General features: G+C 72.6%; 22 protein-coding genes. 8 read left to right on the forward strand and 14 right to left on the reverse strand.

The genetic code is table 11. The features are described 5' to 3' along the window. Window position 1: 1 nt before the first annotated feature. Window positions 2–430, reverse strand: coding sequence for a hypothetical protein (locus tag ACIB24_RS21005; RefSeq protein WP_398284157.1), 429 nt, complete (start codon window positions 428–430; stop codon window positions 2–4). Window positions 431–627: 197 nt separating this feature from the next. Between ACIB24_RS21005 and ACIB24_RS21010 the strand changes: the two genes are divergently transcribed. Then, on the forward strand, window positions 628–2,175 hold the full coding sequence (locus ACIB24_RS21010; protein ID WP_398284158.1) for a polysaccharide biosynthesis tyrosine autokinase: 1,548 nt from the start codon (window positions 628–630) through the stop codon (window positions 2,173–2,175). A 78-nt stretch (window positions 2,176–2,253) separates the two neighbouring features. On the opposite strand, the gene ACIB24_RS21015 is transcribed toward ACIB24_RS21010, so the two are convergent. The 8 genes from ACIB24_RS21015 to ACIB24_RS21050 all read right to left on the reverse strand — a co-directional run bounded on the left by ACIB24_RS21015 (window position 2,254) and on the right by ACIB24_RS21050 (window position 11,605). Next, window positions 2,254–4,032 carry an outer membrane protein assembly factor BamB family protein gene (locus ACIB24_RS21015; RefSeq protein ID WP_398284159.1) on the reverse strand — a complete coding sequence of 593 codons (1,779 nt, stop codon included), beginning with the start codon at window positions 4,030–4,032 and terminating at the stop codon, window positions 2,254–2,256. Window positions 4,033–4,333: 301 nt separating this feature from the next. Further along, a complete protein-coding gene (locus tag ACIB24_RS21020; RefSeq protein ID WP_398284160.1) occupies window positions 4,334–5,647 on the reverse strand; it encodes a hypothetical protein in 1,314 nt (437 codons plus the stop codon). Continuing rightward, entirely contained in the window at window positions 5,644–6,849 is a 1,206-nt protein-coding gene (locus tag ACIB24_RS21025) for a glycosyltransferase (protein ID WP_398284161.1), read from the reverse strand. Before ACIB24_RS21025 ends, ACIB24_RS21020 begins: the two co-directional genes overlap by 4 nt. Next, window positions 6,842–7,975, reverse strand: coding sequence for a glycosyltransferase (locus tag ACIB24_RS21030; RefSeq protein ID WP_398284162.1), 1,134 nt, complete (start codon window positions 7,973–7,975; stop codon window positions 6,842–6,844). Before ACIB24_RS21030 ends, ACIB24_RS21025 begins: the two co-directional genes overlap by 8 nt. Then, window positions 7,972–9,480 (reverse strand): hypothetical protein, encoded by a 1,509-nt coding sequence (locus ACIB24_RS21035; RefSeq protein ID WP_398284163.1) that lies wholly within the window; start codon window positions 9,478–9,480, stop codon window positions 7,972–7,974. Before ACIB24_RS21035 ends, ACIB24_RS21030 begins: the two co-directional genes overlap by 4 nt. Window positions 9,481–9,490: 10 nt before the next feature. After that, window positions 9,491–10,447 carry a hypothetical protein gene (locus ACIB24_RS21040; RefSeq protein WP_398284164.1) on the reverse strand — a complete coding sequence of 319 codons (957 nt, stop codon included), beginning with the start codon at window positions 10,445–10,447 and terminating at the stop codon, window positions 9,491–9,493. A 231-nt stretch (window positions 10,448–10,678) separates the two neighbouring features. Beyond that, window positions 10,679–11,242, reverse strand: a complete 564-nt coding sequence (locus ACIB24_RS21045) for a hypothetical protein (RefSeq protein WP_398284165.1) — start codon at window positions 11,240–11,242, stop codon at window positions 10,679–10,681. Between the two features lie 66 nt (window positions 11,243–11,308). Then, window positions 11,309–11,605 carry a hypothetical protein gene (locus tag ACIB24_RS21050; protein WP_398284166.1) on the reverse strand — a complete coding sequence of 99 codons (297 nt, stop codon included), beginning with the start codon at window positions 11,603–11,605 and terminating at the stop codon, window positions 11,309–11,311. 349 nt (window positions 11,606–11,954) lie between these two features. Between ACIB24_RS21050 and ACIB24_RS21055 the strand changes: the two genes are divergently transcribed. Further along, window positions 11,955–12,323 carry a BLUF domain-containing protein gene (locus ACIB24_RS21055; RefSeq protein ID WP_398284167.1) on the forward strand — a complete coding sequence of 123 codons (369 nt, stop codon included), beginning with the start codon at window positions 11,955–11,957 and terminating at the stop codon, window positions 12,321–12,323. A gap of 14 nt (window positions 12,324–12,337) precedes the next feature. Here the strand turns inward: ACIB24_RS21055 and ACIB24_RS21060 are convergent, their stop codons facing one another. The 4 genes from ACIB24_RS21060 to ACIB24_RS21075 are packed head-to-tail and all read right to left on the reverse strand — an operon-like array spanning window position 12,338 to window position 15,598. After that, window positions 12,338–13,060 (reverse strand): hypothetical protein, encoded by a 723-nt coding sequence (locus tag ACIB24_RS21060; RefSeq protein ID WP_398284168.1) that lies wholly within the window; start codon window positions 13,058–13,060, stop codon window positions 12,338–12,340. Window positions 13,061–13,070: 10 nt separating this feature from the next. After that, window positions 13,071–15,068, reverse strand: a complete 1,998-nt coding sequence (locus ACIB24_RS21065; RefSeq protein WP_398284169.1) for a putative bifunctional diguanylate cyclase/phosphodiesterase — start codon at window positions 15,066–15,068, stop codon at window positions 13,071–13,073. Between the two features lie 49 nt (window positions 15,069–15,117). Next, entirely contained in the window at window positions 15,118–15,414 is a 297-nt protein-coding gene (locus tag ACIB24_RS21070) for a hypothetical protein (RefSeq protein ID WP_398284170.1), read from the reverse strand. A 10-nt stretch (window positions 15,415–15,424) separates the two neighbouring features. Continuing rightward, window positions 15,425–15,598: a hypothetical protein gene (locus tag ACIB24_RS21075; RefSeq protein ID WP_398284171.1), complete on the reverse strand. Its 174-nt coding sequence runs from the start codon at window positions 15,596–15,598 to the stop codon at window positions 15,425–15,427. A 323-nt stretch (window positions 15,599–15,921) separates the two neighbouring features. On the opposite strand from ACIB24_RS21075, the gene ACIB24_RS21080 reads away from it, so the two are divergent. From ACIB24_RS21080 to ACIB24_RS21105, 6 genes are all read left to right on the forward strand, one after another. Next, a complete protein-coding gene (locus tag ACIB24_RS21080; RefSeq protein ID WP_398284172.1) occupies window positions 15,922–17,487 on the forward strand; it encodes a polysaccharide biosynthesis tyrosine autokinase in 1,566 nt (521 codons plus the stop codon). Between the two features lie 131 nt (window positions 17,488–17,618). Then, window positions 17,619–19,178: a sugar transferase gene (locus ACIB24_RS21085; protein ID WP_398284173.1), complete on the forward strand. Its 1,560-nt coding sequence runs from the start codon at window positions 17,619–17,621 to the stop codon at window positions 19,176–19,178. Between the two features lie 115 nt (window positions 19,179–19,293). Beyond that, entirely contained in the window at window positions 19,294–20,283 is a 990-nt protein-coding gene (locus ACIB24_RS21090) for a glycosyltransferase (protein WP_398284174.1), read from the forward strand. A 41-nt stretch (window positions 20,284–20,324) separates the two neighbouring features. After that, window positions 20,325–21,617, forward strand: coding sequence for a glycosyltransferase family 4 protein (locus ACIB24_RS21095; RefSeq protein ID WP_398284175.1), 1,293 nt, complete (start codon window positions 20,325–20,327; stop codon window positions 21,615–21,617). A gap of 14 nt (window positions 21,618–21,631) precedes the next feature. Next, window positions 21,632–22,519, forward strand: coding sequence for a WecB/TagA/CpsF family glycosyltransferase (locus ACIB24_RS21100; protein WP_398284176.1), 888 nt, complete (start codon window positions 21,632–21,634; stop codon window positions 22,517–22,519). 124 nt (window positions 22,520–22,643) lie between these two features. Further along, window positions 22,644–23,597 carry a hypothetical protein gene (locus tag ACIB24_RS21105; protein ID WP_398284177.1) on the forward strand — a complete coding sequence of 318 codons (954 nt, stop codon included), beginning with the start codon at window positions 22,644–22,646 and terminating at the stop codon, window positions 23,595–23,597. Here the strand turns inward: ACIB24_RS21105 and ACIB24_RS21110 are convergent. Then, window positions 23,582–25,009, reverse strand: coding sequence for an O-antigen ligase family protein (locus tag ACIB24_RS21110; protein ID WP_398284178.1), 1,428 nt, complete (start codon window positions 25,007–25,009; stop codon window positions 23,582–23,584). The genes ACIB24_RS21105 and ACIB24_RS21110 overlap by 16 nt on opposite strands. Between the last annotated feature and the right edge of the window lie 3 nt (window positions 25,010–25,012).

A 25,012-nucleotide genomic window follows, 5' to 3' on the forward strand; every position in this document is an offset into this window, starting at 1 on the left:
CTCAGAAGACGCGGGCGATCGCGGTCTGCACGCGGTCGGGCAGGTACTGCACGAGCTGATCGCGCATGCCGATCGCCAGCCCGGCGCCCAGGCCGAGCAGAAGCGCCACGACGACCAGCGTCGTCCAGAAGACCGGCCCCCGACCAGACCGCTCGTCCGCGGGCGGGCGGGCCGCCAGTGCGACCGGGTAGGCCGGCGGGAAGTCGAGGGGATGGTCGACCGGCGGCTCGACCCGGAACTCGACCCGGGGCTCGACCCGGGGCTCGACCCGGGGCTCGACGCCTGGTTCGAGGCGCGGTCCGACCTGGCGCTCGGCCGGGCGCATGATCGAGCCCGTGGGCGGCCAGTTCGGGCCGATCCCGGCGCGCGGGGTGGCGATCTCGGACTCCGGGAGCAGGGTGCGCCGAGGCTCGTTCCCGTACTCGGCCATCCTTGGCGCCACCTTCCGTCCACCGAGCTCGGGTTCCGTCCAGCGAGCTCAGGGGCAGCATAAGAGGAAGTCAGCGGGTGCGGGGGAACGGCTTCGAGTGTCTGCATCGAACGACCTCCCCGATGGCACGCTCTGTGGCACGATGCCAACCGTGGGTGATCGTCGCCCGCTCGACCCATCGTGCTGACGGGAGCCCCGTGACCCTCGCCGAGTACCTCCGCGTGCTGCACCGCCAGTGGTGGCTGGTGACGCTGCTGACTTGCGTGGCGCTCGGCGGAGCGGCGTTCTACACGTGGACCTCGACCCCGATCTACACCGCCAGTACCAAGATGTTCGTGCAGGTCAGCAACACGGACAACGACATCGCCGCCCTGACCTCGGGCTCCACGTTCACGCAGCAGCGGGTGAAGTCGTACGTCGACATCATCACCAGCGAGCTCGTGCTCGAGCAGGTCGCGACCCGGGCCGGGCTGCGGCTGACGACGAGCCAGCTGGCCGGCGAGATCACGGCGTCCTCGCCCCTGGACACCACCCTGCTCGAGATCAGCGTGAACGACCCCGACCCGCGCCGGGCCGCGCTGATCGCCAACACCCTGTCCACCGTCTTCCCCGAGTTCGTCGAGCAGCTGGAGACGCCCAAGAACGGCGGCGTCTCCCCCGTGAAGGTGTCGCTGACCGACCCGGCCAAGGTGCCGACGACGCCGGTCTCGCCGCGCGTGCCGTTGAACCTCGCGCTGGGCCTGCTCGTCGGGTTGGGGCTCGGCGTCGGCGCGGCGGTGCTGCGCGACCAGACCAACACCTCGATCAGCGGCCCGGCCGACGTCGAACGGGTGACGGGCGCGGTGCCGCTGGGCGTCGTCCCCTTCGACCGGACGACGGCCCGCCAGCCGCTCGTCGACCCCGGCGACCAGACGGGCCGGGCGGAGGCGTTCCGCGCGCTGCGCACGAACCTGCAGTTCACGAACGTCGACGACCCGCCGCGCATCATCGTGGTCTCCTCGCCCCTGCCGTCGGACGGCAAGAGCACGACCTCCTGCAACATCGCGCTGACCCTGGCGCTGAGCGGTGCGTCGGTCGCGCTGGTCGAGGGCGACCTGCGCCGGCCCACGCTCGAGCACTACCTCGGCATCAGCAACGGCGCCGGCCTGACCAACGTGCTGGCCGGGCAGTTCGACGTGCGCGACGTCCTGGTCGCCTACCGCGCCGAGGACCTGGCCGTGCTGCCCGCCGGCCCCACCCCGCCGAACCCGTCGGAGCTGCTCGGGTCGGAGACCATGGCCGCGCTGATGCAGATGCTGGGCGAGCACTTCGACTACGTGATCATCGACGCCCCGCCCCTGCTGCCGGTCACGGACGCCGCCGTCCTGTCCGCGGTCGCCGACGGCTGCGTCCTCGTGGCGCGGCACGGGAAGACGTCGCGCGAGGAACTGACGCTGGCCAAATCGTCGCTGGAGGCCGTGAACGCGCGTCTGCTCGGCACGGTGCTGAACTTCGCGCCCCGCAAGGCTCGCCGCAACGGGTACGACTACGGGTACGGCGCCCCGGAGCGCCGGCCGACGCTGCGGCTGCCGCGGCCGAGGCTGGGCGGACGGACCCAGGTGGACGACGACCGCCGGGCGCCGCTCGGGGCCGCGCCTCAGCTCCCGGTCGGGTGGACGCGGCAGCAGCTGCCGAGTCAGAACTCGCTCGACCTGCGCGTGCTGCCGGACGACGCGTCCCAGCAGTCCCAGCACAACCGCCACTAGCCGCTCATGCTGTTGACATGCACAGTCTTACCGCCCAAACCGGCCGTCTAAGTGTGTATTTCGGCAGCATGAGCCGGTTTAGGTGACGGGGCCGACGTACGTGAGTCGGCCCTTGTGGCCCTGGTCGTCGGTGTACGTGACGCGGCGGGGTTCGCCGGTGCCGCCGCTGAGGGTGAAGGATTTCGGGCAGTCGGCCGTCGCGGCCTGGACGGCGAACTGGGCCTTCCCGCCGGACGTCGGGCCGACCGTGAACGGGACCGTGCAGCTGAGGGCGCCGGTGGCGCGGAAGGTGTGGCCGCCCGCGGCGCCGGCGACCGTGAGGAACAACGAGAAGTAGTCGCCCGGTGTCGTGATGACGCCGGCCCACTCGCCCTGCAGGCTCGTGGGTGCGACGCCGGAGCCCTGAGCCGTCGGCTGGTCACTCGGCTGGTCACTCGGTTGGCCGCTCGGCGTCGGGGTGGCCGAGGGCTTCGTTGCTTTGCGCAGGGGGGCGGGGGCGCCGGCGAGGACGGTGAAAGCCGTTGCGGGGAAACCGGACACGGTGGTTCCGAGGGTCGCGACGAACGCATCGCCGCCCGTGAAGGTGGCCGACGCGGCCTCGGCGGCGACCTTCAGAGGCTCACCCTCGACGCCGTCGGCCAGGCGCCACTGGCGGACGACGGCCTGCCCGGTGACCGTGGCGACGACACGGTCACCGGCCACCGTGACCGTGCCGGCGCCGGTCACCGGCTGGAACCAGCGGACCTCACCGGTGAGGACCTCGAGCGCGAGCAGGCCGGCGGCCAGGCGCAGGACGAGGACGCCGCCGCCGGAGCCGACTACGAGCGGCGGGGCGTTCTCGAGTTTCAGGGCGGACTGGTTGCGCCAGCGGCGCTCCCCGGTGGCCGGGTCGAGGAGGGCGACGGCTCGGGACTCGTCGGTGACGACCAGGCCCTCGGGGATGCGGGCGGCGCTCAGTGAACCGGCGTCCGTGCGCCACAGCTCCTTGCCCTTGGTCGTCTCGAGCGTCACGAGGGTTGGTTTCGCGGGGGTGGTGAAATCGGTCTGCGTCGGCGTGAAGACGACGTGCACGTGCGCCTCGTCGGCGTACGACCACGTCGGGGTAGCCGTCCCGGGAGCCTTTCCGGACTCCTTCGCCTTCCCGGTCAGCCAGCGACGCCAGAGGACCTTCCCGCCGGCGGCCTCGACGGCCACGACGGTGGGGCCGCTGCCGACCGAGACGGCGCTCGTGGGAGTGACGAAGAGCTGTGGGACGGTGGTCAGCAGGGCCGGGTAGGTCAGCGTCCACACCGGGCGGCCGGCGCGGACGGCGCGGCGCGCCATCCCCGAGGGTGTGGTGCCCACGACGTCGGTGGCGCCGGGAACGGCGGCGAGGGTCGCCTCACCCCCGGACGTACCGCGCCACAACGTCTTTCCGGTGACCAGGTCGAGGGCGACGGTCGACGTGGGGTCGGCGGTGAGGACCAGGACGTCGTCGGCCCGGGCCCCGACCTTCAGGTTGCCGCCCAGCCCGCTCGCCTGCCACAGCCGCGCCCCGCTGCGCCGGTCGAGAGCCCACACGGCGTCGTTGCCGACCACGTACACCGACTGCTCGTCGACGACCAGGGCACCGTGGCCCGCCAGGCCACCCGCCACCAGGCCCGGCAGCTGCGTCTGCCAGTTCGCGGCGCCCGACGCACCCGACGGGGTCGGCGAGGTCGCGGCGGGAGCCGGGCTCCCGTCGTCCGGCCGGAGCACGAACCACCCGCCGACGCCGGTGGCGGCGAGTCCCACCGCCCCGACGGCCCCGCCGATCAGGCGGCGACGGGTGAGCCCCGGGCGCGGCGCCACCTCGGGCTCGTCGGGTTCGTCCGGCAATTTGTCCCCCGTGGTCCGGAAACGGTGTGGTTAACCTACGCTCCACGACATGACGGGGTTGGATCTGGGGTTGGTACTCACCGAATGGGGCGTCGTGCTGACGCTCGCCGTGATCGTCGTCGGCCTGCTGCCGCGGGCCTTCGACCTGTACCGGACGGCGGTCGCCTCCGGTGAGGCCGCCGACCGCGAGCTCGCCGAGCGGTGGTGGGCCGGGCTGAGTTACCTGTCGGCCGGTTCGGTGCTGGGCACGTTGCTCATCGCGATCGTCGCGTTCCTGAGTCACGACGACCAGGTCGCGCAGCTACGTCCGAACTGGTGGGTGGGCGCCACGGTCGTGGTCGGGGCTCCGCTCGTCCTGCACCTGGCGTTCCTGCTGGTCCTGGGCACGCTGCTGCCCAAGCTGCCGGTCACGACGGACGCCGCCGCGTAGGCCCGCGACCAGCATCCACGTCGTGAGGGTGATGTCGACGAGCGCCACGGCCGCCAGGGCACCGGTCGCCCCGAAGGCCACGGCCAGCCCGAGCAGCAGCGGCACCCCGAGGACGGCCGACAGCACGTAGCCCGTGTACACGGCCGATTCGCGCCCCTGCGGGACGAGCAGGGTGAGCACCAGGCCGCGGTTGAGGAAGGCCGCCGCGAACAGGACCGAGGCGACGAACTGCTGGGCCGTCGTCCAGGTGGCCTCGCCCGCGTAGAGCAGGTGGATGACGAGCGGGAAGGCGAAGTACGCGACCGGGAGGGCGAGCAGCGCGAGCCCGGCGCCGACGGCCGTGACCCGGCGCGCCCGGGCGGTGACCGCGGCCGGGCCGCCGGAACTGATCCAGCCGGCGACGGCCTGCGGCAGCGCGAACAGGCCGTTGAGCCCGATGACGATGATCCGGTCGAACACGGCGTACACGGCGACGGCGCCGGGGGCCACGAGCGCCACCAACCCGGCCGTGCCGAGGTAGTACATGCCGTACACGGTGCGCGCGACGGTGCCGAAACCCTGTGCGGCGAGCGTGGTCCGCAGCAGCGCACGGGTCGGGCGCAGGGGCGGTTCGCGGCCGGCGATGGTGCGGTGGTTCAGCCCGATCGAGATGACCCAGCTGGCCACGGTGACCCAGCCGAACACCCACAGGTCGGCCCCGGCGAACAGCAGCCCGGCGATCGCGACGGAACACGCCAGCCGGAGCACCGACTCGTTGATCACGAGACCGCGCACCGAGGAGACGCCGACGAAGTACCAGGCGCACGTGAACCCGTTGAGCGTGATGCCGAGCGCCGTGGCCCCCGCGTTCACCGGGTGCGCGGGGCTCACCAGCCAGGCGGCCAGGAAGGCCAGGGGCCCGACGACGGCGAAGGCCACGGCCCGGGTGACGAAGGACTCCTGGTAGATGTGACGGCGGCGGCCCGGGTCGGGCTCGGAGGCGATCAGGTGCGCACCGATGGTGGGCCAGCTGAGCGCCATCACCACCGACGCCGCACCGCCGACGGACTGCCCGACGGCCACCGAACTCCAGCCGCCGGCACCGAATTTCGCGGCCACGAGCGGGGTGACGAGCAGGGGCGACAGGATCGAGAGGGCCGGGACGGCGGCGAAACCGAGAACCCGGCGGGCCAGGTCGGCGATCACCGACGGGCCGCCAGGACGGCGTCGTAGAACTCCTCCAGGCGGGCCGTCACCGGCTCCTCGAGGAAGGCGGAGGCGGTGTGCGGCGCACGGGCGGCGAGGCGCCGGCGCAGGGCGTCGTCGGCGGCCACCAGCTGGAGCGACTCAGCCAGCGAGTCGACGTTGCGCGGCTGGAACAACAAGCCGTCGGCACCCGAGGTGATCATCTCGGCGGGCCCGCCCTCGCCGGACGCGACGACCGCCAGCCCGGCGGCCAGGCCCTGCGCGACGACCATGCCGAACGGTTCCGGGATCACCGACCCGTGCACGAGAACCTGTGCGGTGCACAGCAAGCCGTACACGTCCAGGACGTGGCCGGTGAAATCGACGCGCGCGCCGAGGCCCAACTCGCCGACCAGATCCTTCAGTTCGGCGAGGTAGTCGTCCTCGCCGAACTGCGGGGCGCCGACGATCAGCAACCGGTGCCGCTCCCCCGCCGATCCGGCGCCGAACGCCTGGGCGAACCCGCGCAGCACGAGGTCCTGCCCCTTCCACGGCGTGATCCGCCCGACCATGACGAAGGTCAGGCCGTCGGCCGCCGCCCGGGTCTGCTCGGCGGTCACGCCCGGGTCGGTCACGGGGCTGGGCAGGACCAGCGACGGACGGCGACCGCGCACCCGCGCGGGCACCGTCGCCTCGGTGGCGCCGGAGTTGGTCACGACCCCGGTCGCGAGAACCCGCAGCACGAGCCGCATCAGCTGCACCCCGGCCGCCGACATGAACACGGTGCTGATCCGGTCGTGCACGTGCAGCAGCCGCGGCCGCCGGGCCAGCCACGCGGCCAGCCCGCCGAAGACGTGCGACTTCATCGAGTGCGTGTGCACGAGAACCGGCCGTTCCCAGCGGATCTCGCGCCGCAGCACCCAGGCGTAGCGGACGACGTCCAGCACCTGGGCCGGCAGCAGCGCCAGCGAGCCGACCGCGTTGCGCGACGCGTCGCGAGTGCGGTCGGGCAACGGCACGACGCGGGTGTCCACCCCCGCCTCCGCGAGTCGCCCGACGAGGGGGCCGTTCTCGCCCAGCAGCACCACGGGCCGGTACCGGTGCATCGAGCGGGCCAGGGCGAGCAGCGTGAGCTCGGCCCCCGAGTCGCGGGCGCAGTGGTCGACGAAGACGACGGTGGGGCGCCGGTGCCGGGGGGTCTCGGATGTCGACGGTTCAGGCATCGGCGAGCGCCTCACGCATCCGGTCGAGGAAGGCCGCCCGGCTGAACCGGGCGGCCCGGCGGATCACGAGTTCCTCGTCCCAGTCGAGCGCCTCGAACTCGGTGATGGCCTTGGTGACCATGACCGGCGTCTGCTGGTGGAAGAACAGGCCCGTCGTGCCGGCCTCGACCGTGTCCAGCGCGCCGCCCGCGCCGTAGGCGATGACCGGCAGGCCGCACGACATCGCCTCGACGGGGACGAGCCCGAAGTCGTCCTCGCTGGGGAAGATGAGCGCCCGCGCCCGGTTGTAGAGGGCCGCCACCTCGGTCGGGCTCTGCCAACCGAGGAACGTGACGTTGCCCGGGGCCCGGGCCTCCAGCCGGGCCCGGTCGCGCCCGTCGCCGACGACGACGAGCCGCTTGCGGGGCAGGTAACCGAACGTGCGCAGCAGGAGGCCGAGCTGCTTGTACGGCTCGGTGATGCGCCCGACGAACAGGTAGAAGTCCTCCCGCGGGGTGTCGGTGCGGTAGAAGATCGAGTCGTCGACCGGCGGCGGGATGATCGGGGCGTCGTCGCGACCGTAGAACGCGGCGAGCCGGCGTTGCACGGCCCGGCTGGTGGCGATGTACGTGTCGGCCTGGGCCGCGGCCTCGCTGTCGCGGCGCCGCAGGTTGGCGCCCAGCAGCCGGGTCGCCGCCCGTTCCACGACGGGGCCCTGCTGCTGGTAGGCGGCCGAGCCCGTCCACGCCTGACGCAGCGGCGAGTGGCAGTAGACGACGGTGCGCCCCGTGCCGCGCAGGTGGTGGGCGAAGGCGTACGAGCTGGCCAGCACGTTGCCCTCGATCCGGGGCAGCCGGCTGATCATCCGCGGGTAGAGCGGGGTGGCCAGCCGGTACGTCTCCTTGTTCACCCACTCGGGCAGTACCTGGGTGACGGCGCCCTGCGCGTTGAGCCGGGCGCTGATCGTCGGGTCGCCGGTGAGCACCTTCGTGGTGCTGCCCGGTAGGAGCTGCTCGGACAGCACGCGGGTGACCCATTCGGCGCCGCCGAAGACGAAGGCGAAGTCGTGCGTGACGGTCCAGTCGGTGGGGCGGAGGTCCACCGACGGGAAGGGCGTGGCAACTGCGGGTTGCAAGGTGTCGGTCATGTCTGGATTCCCCTGGAGGTCCCGTGATCCGGTGGGTGATGGCCCCGCCGCGCCCACAGCGCCACGGCGAGGAGTCCGGTGGTGGTCGCGATGACGGGCACCAGCGACCCGAGCGGCCCGCGCAGCAGGCCGAGTTGTCCGACGCACAGGTAGGGCACCAGCAGCGCCGGCGGTCCCGCCCGGGTCAGCCACGCGTCGTCCAGGCGCCGCCAGAGCAGGCCGACGCCGCCCATCAGCAGGACCGCGCCCCAGCCGAAGTCGAGGAAGAGCTCGGCGTGCAGCGGTTCGGACAGGTCGATGAACTGGTACCCGCGGTGCTCGGCGACGTCGAGCGACGAGGAGCGCGCCTTCGCCGTCCAGATCGAGCGCGGGACGACGTACAGCGCGGCGGACAGCGTGTGCAGGCCGTAGGTGTGGCCCAGGTCCTGCGTGTACTGGACGGTGTTGACGACCTGCTGGAAACCGTCGAAGTCGTTGGTGGACAGGGCGGCCCAGCGGGACGAGCCGGGCGGCACCTCGGACGGCAGGCCGCGCAGGGTGTACGCCAGCGGGTAGACGAGCAGGAGCCCGGCGACGGCGATGGCGGCCGTGACGGCGGCCGCGCGCGGGCGGCGGGGGGCGCCGACGAGCACGGCCAGCGCGGCGAACATGCTGACGCTGATGTACCGGCTCATCGACAGGGGGTTCGCGTACAACACCATCAGTCCGACGCCGATCACGGCCAGTAGTCCGGCGAGGCCGACCGCCAGGCGCGGTCGCGGGTCATCGTCGTCGTCGCGCACCGCGTGCAGCTGCAGGAGCGTCGTGAGGGCGATGAAGGCCGCGGCCAGGGCCAGGCTCGCGGGCAGGATGCGCAGGAATCCGTCGGCGGCCCGTTCGGCGGCGTCCGTGGCCGCGGTGGCCGTCGTCCCGGTGCCGTCGGCCGCCTCGCGGGCGTGGAACAGCCCGCCCACCCCGCCGACGCTGCCCGCGACCCGGGGCAGCAGCACCACGGCCAGCCCCGCGAACCCGTACCCGAGCAGCAGGGCGCGGCCGAAGTGCGTGAGCGGCGCGGCGGCCGGGGCACTCGTGCGGCGGCGCGTGTAGCCGACGGCGAACGCCAGCAGGCACGCGAGGGTGAGCGCCTGGGCCTGGATCACCCGGTTCGTGTCGCCGAGCAGCAGCGTGTCACCCCAGGCCACCCGGCCGGCGGCCAGTTGGTAGAGGCTGCCCACGCCGAGCCAGATGCCGTTGAACACCCAGAACAGCAGGGCCATCGGCCGCGCCCCACCCGTGCACGACTCGACGACGCCGTAGGCACAGACGCCCAGGATGCCGAGGGTCAGCGCGGCCAGCCGGGCGTCGACGATCTGGACGGCCAGCGGCAGCGCGGGCAGCACGGCGGCGAGGACGAAGGTGGCCCGCCAGGCGTCGGCGGTGCGCCGGGCGCCTCGATCGGCGCCTCGATCGGCGGCTCGAGCGGCGGCCCGTTCGGGACTGCTCCACGTGAGCGCCGCAATGCTCATCCGGCGTCCCTCAGCTGAACCGGGGCCGGAAGCGGCGCCACAGGAGTGCGCCGGCGGCTATCGCCCCGATGACGACCCCGGTGGCGACGTCCATCGGGAGGGCGGTGCCGGCCGACTTCGTGACCGGTTTCGCGTCGAGACGTTGCGTCGTGGCCGGCAGGCCCCGCAGCGTCTCGGTGACCCGGGAGAGCCGGTTCGCGACGTCGTCCGAACTGGCCGCCAGCGACTGCCGTCGCGGCGCCTGCGCCTGCACCAGGATCTGCTTGCGGGCGGTGCTCGCGGCGGCCAGTTGGCTGTCGAGCGCGCTCACCTGGGTCTTGTAGTTCGACTGCAGCGCAGCCAGTCTCGTGCGTTCGCCGGTCAGGATGGCCTTCTGCTGCGCCGACAGCAGCGCCTCGTAGGCGGTCACGTAGGCGGTCACGGCGTCGGCCGCCGCAGCGCGGTCCGCGGCGTCGACCGCGGCGGTCACGACGTTGCTGTCGGAGCGCGAGGTCACCTGCAGCTTGGGCAGTTTCGTGCCCGCCGTCGCCTCGGCGCGGTCCTCCACGAGCGCACTGCTGAGCAGGTCGACGTTGGTGGTGACGTCGCGTTGCTGGGGCGTCGGGTCGGCCTCGGGGTCGGTGAGGGTCGTACTGGAGACGGTCACGATCTCCGAGATGCTCGCTGTGAAGCGCGGGGGTTTGAGCACGTGGTAGCCGGCGCCGAGACCGCCCCCGGCGACCAGCAGGGCGAGGACGACGAGGGCCAGGAGGGCCAGCGACCGCGGGTCGTGCTCGGGCTGCGGCTGGGGCTTGGGCACGGGCGGCTGGGGGTAGCTGGGCAGTGGGTGCTCCGGGGCGGCGGCCCGGCCGTTGACGGGCTGACCGTTCTGACCGTTGCGGTGCTTGACGGGGATCTCGACCGTGGGCGGGCTGCCCGACGCGGAGCCACCGGCGGCGGGACGGCCCGGACGACCGGACTTGCTCATGCGGAACCCTCCCCGGCGTGGGGCCCTGATCGACGTTCGCGGAGGCACGACCGGACAGAGCCGCGGAATGCCCGCCCGATACATGCTGGTTCGGCGCCTTCCATGCCGCCGGTTTCGGCAAGCTAGCACCGGAAATGGCCAGTGACCTGCGCTTTTCGGATCGTTAACACGAATTGGTGACCTCAATCACCATTCGACCACCTATGGCCACACGGCGCTCACGGCCGGTGGTCAGCAGCTGCGGCGCAGTGCCACCTTCACGTAACCCGCCGTTTGGTAGACGTACTGGTACGGCCAGGAGGAGGTGGGAAAGGGCGCGTGAGCGTCGACCATCCGCAGCCGACCGGGGTAGCACCGTTCGACGAGGACGCGGGCCCGCGAGATCTGGAAGACGGGCGCCAGGACCACGACGTCGTCCCACCCCCGTTGCCGGGCCAGCCGCCCGATCTCCTGCGCCTCGCCGCGGGTGGTCGAGGGGTCGGGCACGAAGCACGTCACGTGCGGACGCGGCACGGCCGGGCAGATCGGGCGCAGGTCGGGATAGCCGGCCGGGTAGGGGTTGGAGACGACGAGTTCACGCGCCGCGCCGGCGCGCCACAACGCCTCGCCGGTGACGGCCGTGGCCGGAATCCCGCCCAGGACGACGATCGCGTCGGCCGGACGGGCGGGCGAGACGTCGTTCGTGGCCGGGCGGGCGTAGACCGGCCACCCTGCGGCACCGAGTCCGAGCAGGGTGAGCGTGATGAGCACGGCGACGACCGTCGTGCGGCGCAGCCTGCGTGAGGCTCGGCCCATGCAGGCATGATCCAGCGACGCGGACGCGCCCCGTGCGGTGATCGGCCGGGGGCGACCGAACTCACATCAGCCGTGGTGGATGCGGCTCCACTGGTGGTCGACGCGGTACTGGATCGCGTCGTGGAAGGCGGCGGCCAAGCCGAGACCGGCCCCGAGCACCGCGGCGAGCGTGAAGAGCACGACGTAGTAGAGGACCGAGCGCCCCCGCCGGAGCGGTGCGTCCGGCGTCCAGGTGCCGTACCCCGCCGGGATCGCCTGCGATGTCGGGAACGGTTGCCCCGCGCCCCATTCCGCGATGGACGGCGGCCGCCGCAACTGCGTGGTCTGCGGTTCCCCCGATGAAAACGTTCTGTCTGCAGCCATGCCGGAAACGCCCTCCCCCGTGACGAGACCCCGGTGGTCTCACCTCATTAGACGCATCCCGACCCCCGCCTGGTTGCGCATTCAGGTGAACGGATGAGCCTGACGGGGTACGCCGAAAACGCAGCGCGACAGCGCTGTTACGAACGGTCACGGCCCGCGTTGCGGACGCGAAACCGGCTGGGCGCGGTGTGACACCGCGACCGCCTGGTGAGCACTGTGTGACACCGTGCCCATCCGCAGGCGTTGGGCTACCGTCATGGTCACGAAGGCTCGTCAAGACCAGGGCGAGGTCAGCTGTCCCGCCGCCGATGCGGTTCGGACAGGCAGCACGTCCCGCAGGAGCCGGCCTGTGTACTCACTCGTCTACGTCAGTCGCGCCGTGACCGCGCTCAACGACGTCGAGCTCGAACTCCTGCTCGGCACCAGCCGGGCCAGCAACGCGAGCGAGGGGCTGACCGGCCTGCTGCTGCACGTCGTCGGCTACGGCCCCGACGGCGAGGGCGCCTTCGTGCAACTCCTGGAGGGCGGTCAGGCCGCCGTCCAGTCGACCTTCGACCGCATCCTGGTCGACGAACTGCACCACGGCATCACCGTCGTCACCGAGGGCCCGGCGCCGACCCGTCGCTTCGCCAGCTGGGCGATGCGGCTGGAAGAGATCTCCGCGCAGGACTTCTCGGGGCCGGACGACGCCGAGCGGCTGCTCGCGAAGTTCGGCTGAGCGGCCGACCCCGATCAGGCGACGAGCGCCTTGGCCAGCTTCTGCGACACCGTGAGCAGCTGCGCGGGCGTGCGGTCCTTGCGCCCGACCGCCACGGCGCTCACGTGGAAGAACCGGCCTCCGGAGTAGTCCCACTGGAGGCCGCCCACGCGCTGCTTGTCGGGTGACGTGGTGCAGGTGGTGGTGAACGCGGAGTGCCCGTCGAACGTCGTGTCCTTGACGCTGCACTTCTGCTTGAGGCCGCCGGACTGCGTCGAGCCGCCCGCGGCGTTGGCCTTGCGGCTCTGCTTGTACAGGCCGGCGACCGCGACCTTCTCGACCGTGACGGTGAGGCTGCTGGTCGAGGTGGAGGCCGTCGTCCGGTAGTAGCAGGCCAGGACCTGGTCGGAGGAGTCCTCGCTGGTGGCCCGCACCGGCTCGCCGAGCACGGCGCCGACCTGTGCGGCGGTCAGCGTGCAGCTCGTGGACGCCGGGCCGGAGCCGACGCCGGCGGCGTATCCGCCGAGCCCACCCCCCGACGAGCTGGACGAGCCCTTGCCGCCCGACCCCCCGCCGTCCGCTGAAGCGGAGGCCGAGGCACCGGCGGAGGCGGACGTCGTCCCGGAAGGCTCCGAACCCGTGGCCGCCGAACCCGAAGGCGCGGCGGGCCCGCCGCCCGCCGACGAGGCGGAGCCGCAGGCGGTGAGGACGGAGACGGCGAGGACGGCGACGGTCAGGGTCAGGGCGTCTCTGCGCATGCCGGGCAACCTACCGGTTCCGCACCAAATCGCCCCCTGCGAGAACCTTCGTCAGCTGATCGGCGGGCATCGGCCGGAAGTAGAGGAAGCCCTGGGCGCTGTCGCAGCCGAGCTGCGTGAGGACGTCGGCCTCGTGCTGCTGCTCGACGCCTTCGGCGACCACGTGCAGGCCGAGCGAGTGGCCGAGCTCGATGATCGAGGTCACCAGCACCTCGTCGGCGCCGGCCACGGCCTCCGGCCCGCCACCGGCCGCCGTCGTCCCGAGCCCGTTGACGAACGACCGGTCGATCTTCAGCTCGTCGACGCGCAGGTGGCGCAGGTACGACAGCGACGAGAAGCCGGTGCCGAAGTCGTCGATGGAGACACTGATGCCGAGCTGGTGCAGCTCGGTCAGGACGGCGATCGCGGCCACGGGGTCGGCGACGATGGCGTCCTCGGTGATCTCGATGCGCAGCAGGGACGCGGGGATCCCGTACGTGCCGAGCGTGGCGGCGACGAAGTCGACGAACTCGTCGCGCAGCAGGTTGCGCGGGGTGACATTGACGGCCACCGGCACCTGCCAGCCCCGGTCCCGCCAGGCGGCGGCCTGCCGGGCGGCGACGTCGATCACCAGGCGCGTGAACCGTTCGGCGTGCTCCGTGGTCTGGGCCAGGGCGACGAACTCGGACGGCGGGAGCATGCCGCGCCGGGGGTGCGCCCACCGGGCCAGGGCCTCGACGCCGATGATCCGCGCGTCGGGCAGCGAGACCTTCGGCTGGTAGTGCAGCAGGATCTGGTCCCGGGCGGCGAGCGCCTCCCGCAGGTCGTTCAGCACGTTGAGCCGCTCGCGGGCGTTCTCGTCGGTGGCCGGTTCGTAGAACGCGAGGGTCTCCCCCGCCGCCTTCGCCTGGTACATCGCGACGTCCGCGTGCCGCAGCAGGCCCTCCGCGGCGGCCTCGGCGGACTTCTCGATCCCCTTCGCGTCCCGGCCGAGCCCGTGCGGGCCGGTGTACGTGGCGACCCCGATGCTCACCCCGACGGAGACCGGAACCCCCGCCACCTCAACGGAACTCGTGGTCACGACGGCGATCTCCTGGGCCACGTTGCGCAGCTCGACCTCGTTGCGCGAGTGCAGCAGGACGGCGAACTCGTCACCGCCGAGGCGCACCAGCAGGGCATCCTTCGCACGCCGGGCCAGGGCGGCCGCGATCTCGGCCGACAGCACCTGCAGCAGCTCGTCACCGGCGGCGTGGCCGAGGGTGTCGTTGACCTCCTTGAACCGGTCGAGGTCCAGCAGCAGCACGGACAGCCGCTCGTCGGGCCGGGTCATGAGAGCGACGCGCATGGCGTTGGCGAGCGCCTCGCGGTTGGCCAGTCCGGTCAGCCCGTCGTGCGTGGCCCGGAAGTGGAGCTGGTCGATGAGGCGCTGCTGGTCCAGCCGGCCGGCCTCGGCGAGCCGCCAGGTGACGAGTGACCCGAGGCCGGCCAGCGTCACGAAGAAGGCGTGCACGCAGGCGAACCGCCACGGGTGCTCGGTCTGCATCATCGAGTGCCCGAAGACCGCGTGCGGCCACACGGTGCCGACGAGGCCGTGGTCGACCAGCACGATGCCGATCGCGACGAGGAACGGCGTCCACGCCTCGTAGAGGGTCACGACCGGCAGCAGGACGAAGAAGTGGAAGTGCGCCTCAATGTACCCGCCGGACACGGAGACCAGGTAGGCGGCGCACGACATCAGGCCCGCGGAGGCCGCGGCGGAGGCGAACCCCCGGTTCAGCCCGACGCGACCGCCGCTGACCAGGTCGATGCGGGCCAGGGCCCAGAGGACGGCGGTGAGGGACAGCGGCGCGACGTCAGTCGGGCTCGTCCCCAGGTAGAGCGACCACAGCGCCAGGACGGGCAGGTGCAGGAGCAGGACGTTCGTGACCCAGCCGTGGCGCTGCCGCCACACGGACTCGGGCAGGGCGACGCCGCGCGGGATGAGGATGCTCCGCAGGAAGGTGAACCTGGGCAGCGTCGGACGCGGCACTCTCCCTTGTCGGGCGATGAGGCCCCCCGCCTGAGCCCCGGCAACACATTCAACGTGTGGGCAGGAGGTACCGCGCGCCCCGCACCAGCAGGGCCGGGACGACGACCGCCGCCGTGAAGAGGTCGCCCTGGGTGACGCCGTGGGTCGGGTCGAGCTCCAGCAGCACGCGCCCCTCCAGGGGCGAGTTGACCAGGAGCCAGAGCACGGACGCCCCGGCCAGGGCGAGGAGGGAGACGGCCCGCCGGCTGAGCGCCGTCCACACCCCGCTGACCACGAGCGCGTACAGCCCGAGGGCCGCGAGTTCGGGGGAACCCGCGTTGTGCAGCTCTCTCAGGCCGGTCAGCACCGTGGCGGCCTCACCCGGCCCGGACGTCGGGCCCGTGCAGGGCCACGAACACCCCGAAGGCCACGCAGGCCAGCGAGACGACCACGACGGCGACCCGGAAGAGCAGGGCCGACCCCGTGAGGTCCTCCGAACCCCCCAGGCGCCGCCGCAGTCGGCGGCGGAATCGGGCATACCGCTGATTCATTCTCCCGACCGTAGGTCAGCAACCTGTGTGTCGCGTGAATCGCTCGTAACAGAACCCTTTTGGGCGGTCCCGCACCGTGTCGGCGGTCACATCCCGGCGCCCCCGGGGCGCGAAAGGGGCGTACGGGACGGGGCGGGTTTCGACGCGCGGGTCGGCGGGTAGCCCATTAGCGTGACGAGCGGCCCGGTGCCAGACTGACGCTCGTTCGGGGGACGCGCACGGTCGCACAGAGCCCGTTGCCGGCGCGAACGGAGTCGCGTCGAGTCGTAGCTGCAGGGGAACACCGGAGGTCCGCCCCCTGCCGCCTCGAGCCGAGGAGCTCCGTGGCGATCGCCGACCACCTCCGGGTCCTGCGCCGATACTGGTGGATCCCCCTGCTGACCACGATCGCCTCGGTGGCCGCGGCCGCCTGGTACTCCTTCACGGTCACCCCCACGTACACGGCGAGCACCCAGCTGTTCGTGGCCACCGCCCTGGACGACTCCAGCGCCGGCGACCTTTCCCAGGGGTCGACGTTCGTCCAGCAGCGGGTGAAGTCGTACGCCGACATCGTCACCAGCGAGCAGGTCATGCTGCAGGTCCGCGCCGCCCTCGGTCTGGACGAGAGCACGGCCCACCTGGCCGGCCGGATCGACGCCGAGACCCCGCTCGACACGGTGCTTCTCACGATCAGCGCGATGGACTCGTCCCCGCAGCAGGCGGCGGCCGTGGCGAACGCGACGGCCTCGGCCTTCGGGCAGTTCGTCACGCAGCTGGAGACCCCTCAGGGGGCGACGGAGTCCCCGGTGACGGTGCAGACGACGCGCCCCGCGACCGCGCCGGTGGCGCCGACCTCACCGCGGATCCCGCTGAACCTGGCCCTCGGCCTCCTGGCCGGACTGGCGCTGGGGGTCGGGTCGGCCGTGCTGCGGGACCGGACGAACTCGCACGTCGAGTCGGCGGCTGACGTGGAGGAGGTGACCGGCGCCGTCCCCCTCGGCCTCGTCCCGCACGACCGGACCGCGACGCGCCGCCCGCTCGTCGACCTCGCCGAGCAGAGTGGCCGGGCCGAGGCCTACCGGGGCCTGCGCACCAACCTGCTGTTCACCGGCGTCGACCGGCCGGCCACCTCGATCGTCGTCACCTCCCCCCTCCCGGGCGACGGGAAGTCCACCACCGCAGCGAATCTCGCGCTGACCCTGGCGATGAGCGGCGCCCGGGTGGCGCTGGTCGAGGCCGACCTGCGCAAGCCCGCGGTGAGCCGGTACCTGGGCCTGAGCCACGCCGTGGGGCTGACCAACGTGCTGGCCGGGCAGCACGAGCTGCGCGACGTGATGGCCGTGCACACCGGGCCCGACGGCCGGGAGCTGATCGCCGTCCTGCCGTCGGGGCCGACCCCGCCCAACCCCTCGGAGCTGCTCGGCTCGGCGCAGATGGCGAAGCTGCTGGCGATGCTGACCAACCACTACGACTACGTGGTCATCGACGCGCCGCCGCTGCTGCCGGTCACCGACGCCGCGGTGCTCGGCTCGACCGTCGACGGCGTCGTGATGGTCGCCAGGCACCGGGTCACCGGCCGGGACCAGCTCGCGCAGGCGCACCGGGCCCTGACCGCACTGAACGCGCGGGTGCTCGGCACGGTGCTCAACGGCGTGCCCGCCAAGGGGGCCGGGGGTTACCAGGGGTACGGCTACGGAGCCTCGGCACGGGGCTCGGCACCGACGCCGATCGAACCACCCACCCTGGGTCGCCCCTCCATCCTGGTCCCCGACCAGGCGCTCGCCCGCGTGCCCGAACAGCGAGGCGCGATCGATCTCACCGCGCACAGGCCCGGCGTGTCCGACGGCGTACGCCGCCGAGGTACGGGTGCGAAACACGTAACTGGTGATGCGGACACCTACACCGTGTAGGGGGTGTCGGGGATCAGCGGAACGGATGGATTTCCGGATCGGTGATCAAAGGTGTTTCAGCGCAGAGCGTTTCACCGATGCCCCGGATAGCTTCGTGTCCTGCCCGCCCTCGGAGGAGGAATCCAGAGCCGATGACGCAGACCACCGATGCGTCCTCCACGGCGCCGCTGCCCGTCCAGCGCTCGCTCAGCGTCTCCACCGTCCCGGCCCCGCCGGGCCACGGGGCACCGCCGTCCCGGGACACACGGCCGCCGTCCCGGCGCGACCTGTCGCCGGGACGGCCCGACGACTCGGCCGCCCGGCTGCTCACCCGCTACCGGACCGCGCTGCTCGGCGGCGACGCCCTGATCGTGGCGGTCGCCGTGAGCGCCGCGGTCTGGCTGCGTTTCGACGACTACGCGGCGCAGTCCGGGTATCGCATCGCCCCACTCCTGGCCCCCCTGCTGTGGCTGGGACTGCTCGCGGCCAACCGGACGTACGAGACCCGGTTCCTGGCCTCCGGTTCGCAGGAGACCGAGCGCGTGGTGCGGGCCGGGCTGGCGTCGTTCATGCTCGTCGCCGTCACGTCGTACTCGTTCGCGGGCAACATCTCCCGCTCGATCGTGCTGTTCGCGATCCCGTGCACGATGGCGGGCTCGCTGCTGCTGCGCTGGGTGCTGCGGCGCGGCGTCCACCGGGCCCGCGCGGCCGGGCGCGGCGTGCACCGGACCGTCGTCGTCGGGCGGCACGACGCGGCGCACCACCTGATCGCGATGCTGCGTTCGGCGTCGTTCCGGGGGCTCTCTCCGGTGGCCGCCTGCGTGCCCCCGACCGAGGGGCTGACCGCGGGGGCGGTGGACGGCGTGCCCGTGCTCGGCTCCCCCGGCGAGGTGCTGGACGTCGTCGAGCGCACCGGCGCGCACACCGTCGCCATCGTGTCCCACCCCGACCTGGCCGGGCACCAGCTGCGCCGGCTGTCGTGGGCGTTGGAGGAGCGGGGCGTGGACCTGCTCGTCTCCCCCGGGATCATGGAGGTGGCCGGGCCGCGGCTGTCGATCCGGCCGGTGGCCGGGCTGTCGTTGCTGCACCTGGAGAAGCCGGCCGCCCACGGCGGGAAGATGCTCCTGAAGGCCACTCTGGACCGGGTTTTCGGGACCGCCCTGCTGGTGTTCCTGGCCCCCGTGCTGGTGGGCCTGGCGCTCGCGGTGCGGCTGTCGTCGTCCGGGCCGGCGTTCTTCCGGCAGACCCGGGTGGGCGCCGACGGGCGCGAGTTCACGATCGTCAAGTTCCGCACGATGGTGGTGGACGCGGAGGCGCACCTGGCCCGGTTGGCCCACCTGTCCGACGGCAACGGGATCCTGTTCAAGATGCGCGCCGACCCGCGGGTCACGCGCGTCGGCGCGTTCCTGCGGCGCTACTCGCTCGACGAGCTGCCGCAGCTGATCAACGTGGCCCGCGGCGAGATGTCGCTGGTCGGCCCGCGCCCGCCGCTGCCCTCGGAGGTCGCCACCTACGACGGGGACGCCACGCGCCGGCTGCGGGTGCGACCCGGCATGACCGGGCTGTGGCAGGTGTCCGGGCGTTCCGACCTGTCGTGGGAAGAGGCGCTGCGGCTCGACCTGCGCTACGTCGACAACTGGTCGATCGGGATGGACCTCGTGATCCTGTGGCGCACCGTGCGGGCCGTGTTCGTGGGGTCCGGCGCCTACTGAGGCAAACCACTTCACGCAGTCGGATCACTGCATATAGTGACAACCACATGGAGTGGCGATTTGATTACTCCTTGCTTATGACGTGATCAAGCCGACCCCTCATCGGAGGCCCGGGATGACCGAAGCCGAGACGGACTCGCGACCTCCCACGCTCCAGGTACGGCCGGACGTCGTACAGCCGGACGTCGCGCCGACGGTCACGCACACCGCCGCGCCCTCGGTTCTGCCCGACGCCCCGCCCGCCCCGCGGCCGGGGCGCGGCGCCCGGCCGCGCGCGTCGTTCTCCGTGGTCATCCCCGCCCATGACGAGGAGAGGACCATCGGTCGCTGCCTCGACTTCGCCGCCGAGCTGGAACCGGGCGAGGCCGAGATCGTCGTGGTCGCCAACGGGTGCACCGATGAGACGGCGACGGTGGCCGCCTCGGTGCCGGGGGTGCGGGTGATCCTGTTGGACGCGGCCGGCAAGACCGACGCGCTCAACGCCGGGGACGCCGTCAGCGCCGCCTACCCGAGGGTGTACCTGGACGCCGACATCGCCGTCAGCGCCGACACCCTGCGGCGCATGCGCGACGCGCTCTCGGCCGGGACCCCGCGGATCTGCGCGCCGACCATCCGGTTCGCGACCGACGGGCGGCCGTGGAGCGTGCGCGCCTTCTACCGGATCTACGAACAGCTGCCGTACGTGCGCTGCGGACTGGTCGGGCTGGGCATCTACGGCATCTCGGCGGAGGGGCGCCGGCGCTTCGACGGGTTCCCGCGGATCACCGCCGACGACCTGTACGTGCAGCGCATGTTCACGGCCGATGAGCGGACGGTGCTGGACGACGCGGAGTTCGTCGTCCAGACCCCACGCACGCTGCGGGCGCTGCTGCGGGTGCGCACCCGGACCGCCGTGGGCAACGCCGAGCTGGCGGGCGTGCCCGGCGCGTCGGCCGACTTCGGGCGCACGGGCGGCGGGACGACGCGGGCGCTGGTGGGACTGGTCGCCCGCCACCCCGGACTCCTGCCGGCCGGGCTGGTCTACGCGGGCGTGACCGCCGTGTCCCGGATGCGCGCGAGACTGCGGAGAAATCACCAATGGCATCGCGACACCAGCACCCGTTGACTACTCTTCGTCGTATGGCCTCGCACACTGAGTTACCAACGGTGTCCGAGTGGCCCCGGCTCATCGCCGTGACGGACGAGCCGCCCGAGGCGGGTGGGCACCCCGCGCTCCCGCCCATCGCCTACCTGGTCAGCCAGTACCCGAAGCTGTCGCACGAGTTCGTGGCCCGCGAGATCCGGGGCCTGCGCGCCCTCGGGGTCGAGGTGCACACCTTCTCCGTCCGGCCCGCACCCGACGACGAGGTGCGCACGCAGCGCGACGCGGCCGAGCGCGACGCGACCCACGCCCTGCAGGACGACCGCAGCGGCGTCGTCCGGGCCCTGCTGCACCTGGCCCGCCGGCACCCGATCGCGCTGCTGCTCACCCTGGTCCAGGCCCTGCGGACCGGGCCGGCCACGGCGCGGGCCCGGCTGTGGCAGGTCTTCTACCTGGCCGAGGCGGCGCTGCTGGTCCGGCACCTGCGGGCCGAGGGCCTGCGACACGTGCACGTGCACCTGGCCAACAACGGGGCCGACATCGCCCGGCTGGCAACCGCTCTGGCGAACCGGATCGAACCGCGCCGGTTCACCTGGTCGATGGCCGTGCACGGGCCGACGGAGTTCGCCGACGTGATGGGCAGCGACCTGGCCGCCAAGGTGCGGGCGGCCGACTTCGTGACCTGCATCAGCGACTTCTGCCGTTCGCAGCTGATGGGCCTCGTCGAACCCGAGCACTGGCCGAAGCTGCACGTCGTCCCGATGAGCGTCGAACCGGGGCGCTACGCGCCCGTGGCGCGGGAGGGCGGACGCCGGCCCGCGCGGGTCCTGTTCGTCGGGCGACTGGTGCCCGAGAAGGGACCGATGGTGCTGCTCGACGCCTTGGCCCGGCTGGCCGTGACGGCCCCCGGCAGCGTCGAGGCCCGGATCGTCGGGGCCGGGCCGCTGGCCGCGGACCTCGCGGCGCGGGTGCGGGCGCTGGGGCTGCACGACGTGCAGTTGCTGGGCGCGCTCGGCCAGGACGACCTGCCCGACCAGTACGCGTGGGCCGACGTGTTCTGCCTGCCGTCGTTCGCGGAGGGATTGCCGGTCGTGCTGATGGAGGCGATGGCCACCGGGCTGCCGGTGGTGACCACCCCGATCGCCGGGATCCCGGAACTGGTGACCGACGGCGTCCACGGGCTGCTCGTACCCCCCGGGCGGCCCGACGCCCTCGTCACGGCGCTGGCCGCGCTCGCCGGTGACCCCGACCGGCGCCGGCGCCTGGGCCGGCGCGGCGCGCAGGCCGTCGCGCAGCAGCACGACGCGGCCCGCAACGCCGCGCTCCTGCTCGACGTGTTCGCCCATGGGCTGCCGTGAAAGAGGTCTCCCCGGTGCCCGTTCCGCGCCCGCGTGACACCGTCGCCGACGCGCTGCCGCAGGTCACGCGGCCGCGTGCCCCCGGTGGGACCGGCCGCGGGGGCGAGGCGCCGGTCGTGCTGCACCCGGCCCCGCCCGCCCCGTCGCACCCGAAGGTCCGGATCGGGCGCGCCGAACTCGCCTGCGTGAGCATGGCCGAGGCGCTGGACGACGTCCGCCGGCTCGCGCTCGGCCCCGACGCGGCCCTGGTGGTCACCGCGAACGCCGACCACGTCGTCCGGATGCAGACCGACGAGGGCCTGGCCGCGGCCTACGCCGCCGCCGACCTGGCCCTGATCGACGGCCAGCCGCTCGCCTGGACGGCGCGGCTGATGGCGCAGCCGACCCCCCGGGTCGCCGGCGTCGACCTGTTCGAGACCCTCTGCGCGTCAGCCGATTCCGCGGACTCGAGGCTGCGGTTGTTCCTGCTCGGCGGGTCGGAGCGCAACAGCGCCGCCGCGTTGTCGGTGCTGCGCGAACGGCACCCCGCGCTGTCGATCGTCGGGCGCAACACCGACTGGGTGACCCCGGAGAACTCGGCCCGCGTCGTGGACGAGATCCGTTCCAGCGGAGCGAACGTCGTGGCCGTGTTCTTCGGCTGCCCGAAACAGGAGCGCTGGGTGCACGAGCACCGCGACGCCCTGCCCGCCGGGGCCTACCTGTGCCTGGGCGGGACGGTCGACATCGTGTCGGGTGCACTCCCCCGCGCCGGGCGGCGCTGGCAGGCCCTCGGTCTGGAATGGTTGCACCGCCTGATGCTCGAGCCCCGCCGGCTCTGGCGGCGCTACCTCGTGGCCGACCTCCCCTTCGCCCTGATCGCCCTGCGCTCGGTCCGCGCGTCCCGCCGCCACCCCCCTCCCTAACCCCCGTTGATCATGCGCAAACGCATGACTTGCGCGTTGATCATGCACAAACGCAGCATCGCCTGGGGCCCTGCCCTGTGGATAACTTGCGGGTCGCGCCTGCGGTGGCCTCATCCTGAGGTGCATGACAAAACGGGGTTCCTTCGGACTGCACCAGCTCCACGACCTCATCTCGACCGGCGGCTCCTTCACCGTCTCGACGGCCCGTGACCTCGGCCTGACCCGAGGGGTCGACCAGTACCGGCGGGAGACCGGGCGGCTCGGCCGCCCGCACCACGGCCTGCGCACGACCGCCGAACCGGCCGACCTGCTCGACCGCGCCCGGATGGCCGGCCTGCTGCTCCCGCCCGGGGGCGCGATCGGCCGGCGCACGGCGGCGGATCTGATGGAGGTCGACCCGCGCCTGCCGTCCGAGCGCGGGATCGACCTGGACGTCGAGTGCCTGGTCCCGCTCGGGGCGACACCCTTGCGCCGGCCCGGTATCCGTTCGTACGTCACGGATCTCGAACCCGACGAATTCGATACCGGTCTCGGCTTCCCGTTGACCACCCCGGAGCGGACTCTCGCCGACCTGCTCCGGTGGCTTCCCGCGCACATGGCCCTGGCGGTCGCCGATCGGATGGCGCGCCGGAAGCTGGTCGACCTCGACGGTGTCGAGGCGATACTCGACCGATGGCACGGTCACCGCTTCGTCCGCCAAGCCCGGCGACTGCTCGACGCAGTGGAGCCGAAGTCGGAGTCATACGGTGAGAGTTGGCTACGGCTGAGGCTTCTCGACGCGGGCTTTCCGCGACCGGAGGCTCAGATCCCGATCCTGGACGGCGGCCTCGAGATCTACCGCCTCGACCTCGGCTGGCCCGACCTACGCATCGCTGTGGAGTACGACGGCGAGGAGTTCCACGGCTCCCCCGAACAACAACAGCACGACGCGGACCGCCGCCGCGACATGTTCGAACGGCACCGCTGGAACGTCGTCGGCGTCGGCAAGGCCCACGTCCTCGGCCCGACGCTGCTCCTCGAGCACGGGGTCGGCGAGATGCTCGGCCTGCGACCGAGGATCACTCACCGTTCGTGGTGAATACGATCCTGCGTTTGCGCATGATCGACGGGGAAGTTCTGCGTTTGCGCATGATCAACGGGGGGATGGCGGTCGGAGAGGGCGATGCCGGCCAGCATGAAGACGAGCAGGTTCGGCAAGGGATAGGGCACCGGGGAGAGCATGACGGTGACCGCCCAGCCGACGGTCGTGGCGGCGGCGATCATCCACCAGCCGCCCGTCTCCGGTTCGCCGAGCACCCGGTTGACCGGACCGCCGCGGGGCGGGTTCGCTGAGGTGCGCCGCAACGCCCGCACCGGGCCGAGCAGCACGCACAGCAGCCAGAGCGCGCAGCCGGGCAGGCCCAGTTCGGCGGCCCGGCCCAGCACCACGTTGTGCGCCTCGATCTTCGTGTACCCGATCGGGATGTCGTCGGCCTGCCGCACGTAGTCCTGGTTCTCGTCGACGAACTTCACCCAGCCGACGCCGAACAACGGGTGCGCCTGGACCATCCGCAGCGCCGCCGCGTCGGTGCTGGCCCGGTCGTACAACGACCCCTGCGTGTTGGCCCGGTCGTCGACCATCGTGGACAGGCCGGGGAAGTGGGCCAGCGCGCCGAGCAGGCCGAGGACCAGCACGAGAGCGACGGCGGGGAACCACTTCCGGATCCGCGGTTCGCGGAAGGCGACCACCACGAAGGCCAGCACGAAGCCCACCCAGATGGAGCGGGTCAACGTGAGGAGGCAGCCCAGGCTGGCCAGCCCGACGCAGGCCAAGGCGGCCGGGCGCCACCACCAGCGCAGCCGTCCGGCGGCGTACCAGGCCGCGAACGCGCACGTCAGCATGGTCAGGCCGTCCGGTTCGGCGGACAGGAACGGACCGCGCGCGCGGCCGTAGTGGATGCCGAGTTCCGGGCGGTTGATGAACGCCGGGCGCACCAGCGAGCGCGGCCCGATCACCTCGAAGAAGGCCGTCGCCCCCAGGTAGATACCCAGCAGGACAAGGCATTTCAGGAGCAGGTCCCGCTGCTGCGGGGTGCGGAAGACGAACGGGCCGACGATCACGAACAGGAACGGGAAGACGATCCGGTCGACCAGCGCGTAGAAGCCGTAGGGGTCGTGCAGCGTGCCCACGGCGATCGCCGAACACGTCACCCACAGGGCCGTCGCCGCCATCACCACGGCGACCGGCTCGACCCGGAACCGCAGCCCGTCGTCGGGCCGGTCGCGCCGCGTCCGCTCGTGGAACACGACCAGCACGCTGGCCAGCAGCAGGAACCGGTTGGGCGCGAAAGGCCAACCCAGGTACTGGGTCTGGCCGGCGAACACGGTGGTCACCAGGCCGGCCAGGCACAGGTAGGCGCTCAGCGAGTGCCCCTCGAGCGGCCGGGGGCGGCGCGCCGTCCCCGGCTCGGACTGCGGCGCCGCCCTCCGGTCCGTGAGCGTCAGGCTCACGGA

Source organism: Spongisporangium articulatum, assembly GCF_044465595.1.
Taxonomy (GTDB): domain Bacteria; phylum Actinomycetota; class Actinomycetes; order Actinomycetales; family Kineosporiaceae; genus Spongisporangium; species Spongisporangium articulatum.

Coding starts and splice junctions, on each gene's coding strand:
- ACIB24_RS21005 (WP_398284157.1), bottom strand. CDS start 430: ATGGCCGAGTACGGGAACGAGCCTCGGCGCACCCTGCTCCCGGAGTCC.
- ACIB24_RS21025 (WP_398284161.1), bottom strand. CDS start 6,849: ATGCCTGAACCGTCGACATCCGAGACCCCCCGGCACCGGCGCCCCACC.
- ACIB24_RS21030 (WP_398284162.1), bottom strand. CDS start 7,975: ATGACCGACACCTTGCAACCCGCAGTTGCCACGCCCTTCCCGTCGGTG.
- ACIB24_RS21035 (WP_398284163.1), bottom strand. CDS start 9,480: ATGAGCATTGCGGCGCTCACGTGGAGCAGTCCCGAACGGGCCGCCGCT.
- ACIB24_RS21040 (WP_398284164.1), bottom strand. CDS start 10,447: ATGAGCAAGTCCGGTCGTCCGGGCCGTCCCGCCGCCGGTGGCTCCGCG.
- ACIB24_RS21045 (WP_398284165.1), bottom strand. CDS start 11,242: ATGGGCCGAGCCTCACGCAGGCTGCGCCGCACGACGGTCGTCGCCGTG.
- ACIB24_RS21050 (WP_398284166.1), bottom strand. CDS start 11,605: ATGGCTGCAGACAGAACGTTTTCATCGGGGGAACCGCAGACCACGCAG.
- ACIB24_RS21060 (WP_398284168.1), bottom strand. CDS start 13,060: ATGCGCAGAGACGCCCTGACCCTGACCGTCGCCGTCCTCGCCGTCTCC.
- ACIB24_RS21075 (WP_398284171.1), bottom strand. CDS start 15,598: ATGAATCAGCGGTATGCCCGATTCCGCCGCCGACTGCGGCGGCGCCTG.
- ACIB24_RS21085 (WP_398284173.1), top strand. CDS start 17,619: ATGACGCAGACCACCGATGCGTCCTCCACGGCGCCGCTGCCCGTCCAG.
- ACIB24_RS21090 (WP_398284174.1), top strand. CDS start 19,294: ATGACCGAAGCCGAGACGGACTCGCGACCTCCCACGCTCCAGGTACGG.
- ACIB24_RS21105 (WP_398284177.1), top strand. CDS start 22,644: ATGACAAAACGGGGTTCCTTCGGACTGCACCAGCTCCACGACCTCATC.